Raw genomic sequence first — 1,594 nt, 5'->3', positions numbered from 1 at the left:
GACCGAGGAAGCAAGATCGCTTAAGAACAGGAGAAGCAAAATTGCTTTTATGCTGATTGATGGACCTCTGGAGTGTTTGTCGCATTCAAATCACGAGAAGGAAATTTCTGAACCAATATTCTCGTCTATTTATGAGCACGTGCCAGCCATCGCAGCAAAACTAGTCGAACGTCTTCCTAGTCTGCTCGACGCCACCGATGAAAAGGGACGCACACCGTTAAAACTATGCGAAGAAAGCACGTTGCTCAAAGAAATGATACCGTTTGTCGAGAAAACACATGCTGCCAAAGTACTTCGGCAGCAGACCGTTAAAGGGTTTTCAAAACAGGATCTCGAACGACTGTAGTTACCAGTGATCTGCCGCGCGTCAGCCCAACCAAAAATAGTTGCCCTTTCAAAATTGACTTCGGATATGCCGCTTTTCGGGAGGCGGCATGACACCAGACCACGAGCTGACTTCATCAATCAAGAACAATTGCTTTTAAGAATCGGTCAATTCAGACCTCACCGAAATGCTAGCGAGGTTTCTGACTTCGATTGATCGGTGAGCCAGTTTCTGATTGGTCGAATCTAAACGCCCATGAAGGCTTTTTCACCATCGACTGTCTGTTGTCATCAATGAAGATGGCAGGTAGCTGGCGGCAAGATCCGTCCTTGCTGTCCATTCCGTAGCCCGACAAGAAATGCATCGATGTGCGGTATCCATACCAATCTGGACGAAGGGACTGCGAAGGACACTCTGGTTTCCACAAAAATGTCACAGTCCGTACCAGCCGGTCGATGTCCTGCTGGCTGTAGCGACACAGCTTCCTGATGAATTGAATGGTCTCAACGATCGTGTTGCCAGTTTCGCAGATGTCATCTATCAGAAGCACTCGCTTCCCTGCAAGATTTTCGCGAGTCAGGTCTGATGCCATGACCACGGGCTCACCTCTGATTTGCCCGTCGTAACTCTTGATATCGATATAGCGATCGACAACTCGATAGCTCGCGTACCAGGAACGATAACCTGGATCTTTCAAGGATGGAGCAGGCTGTGAAGCACACAACGGCGCAAGATCTGATGAGAACGTTTTCCCACCATGCATTACAGTCAAGAAAACAACATCGTCACCTCCGTTCGCCATAGAACAGTAGTAGTTGCTGATTGATTCAGCGAGCAACTCTACGCAGCGTTCGACCTGTTTTCGGCTCAATAGCGGGTTGCCAAAGCGTCCCTGTTTGAGTGGCCGGCGAATTTTCGGAGTTGAGTTGATAATCGACAGTTCTTGGATCATTGTATCGCTTTCTTTGGTGTATGAGGCGAAAAGGCCTCCAAACGGTTCAATTCCTGGACCGCTTGGAGGCAATTAGGACACGGTCTACTACGCAATTCGGCGGATAAGTGCCAACGCGATGACGGGTTTCAGTGCTTCAGCCGATGAGTGGCGTACAGCAGCATCGGTATCGACTCCTTCGAATCGAATTCCAATTAGGAAGACGCAGGTTGCCATTGCTAAAAGCGCGACGCCGCACGGCAACAGAGAGCGACATACAAGAAAGAGTCGGCGGCCACTCTTCGAATCCGGCCCAGCATTCTGGATCTTACTGACCA

2 protein-coding genes are annotated in these 1,594 nt (G+C 49.3%); one reads left to right on the top strand and one right to left on the bottom strand.

All coding sequences use genetic code 11. The features are described from left to right. A partial coding sequence (locus CEE69_RS32705) for a hypothetical protein (RefSeq protein ID WP_158231121.1) occupies positions 1 to 346 on the top strand: 346 nt, incomplete at its 5' end. Positions 347 to 515: 169 nt separating this feature from the next. On the opposite strand, the gene CEE69_RS33805 is transcribed toward CEE69_RS32705, so the two are convergent. Next, positions 516 to 1,277: a phosphoribosyltransferase gene (locus CEE69_RS33805; RefSeq protein WP_143549409.1), complete on the bottom strand. Its 762-nt coding sequence runs from the start codon at positions 1,275 to 1,277 to the stop codon at positions 516 to 518. Positions 1,278 to 1,594 lie beyond the last annotated feature (317 nt).

The sequence above is a fragment of the Rhodopirellula bahusiensis genome, from assembly GCF_002727185.1.
In the GTDB taxonomy this organism is placed as follows: domain Bacteria; phylum Planctomycetota; class Planctomycetia; order Pirellulales; family Pirellulaceae; genus Rhodopirellula; species Rhodopirellula bahusiensis.
This window is presented reverse-complemented; position numbering and strand designations above follow the sequence as displayed.

Coding starts and splice junctions, on each gene's coding strand:
- CEE69_RS33805 (WP_143549409.1), bottom strand. CDS start 1,277: ATGATCCAAGAACTGTCGATTATCAACTCAACTCCGAAAATTCGCCGG.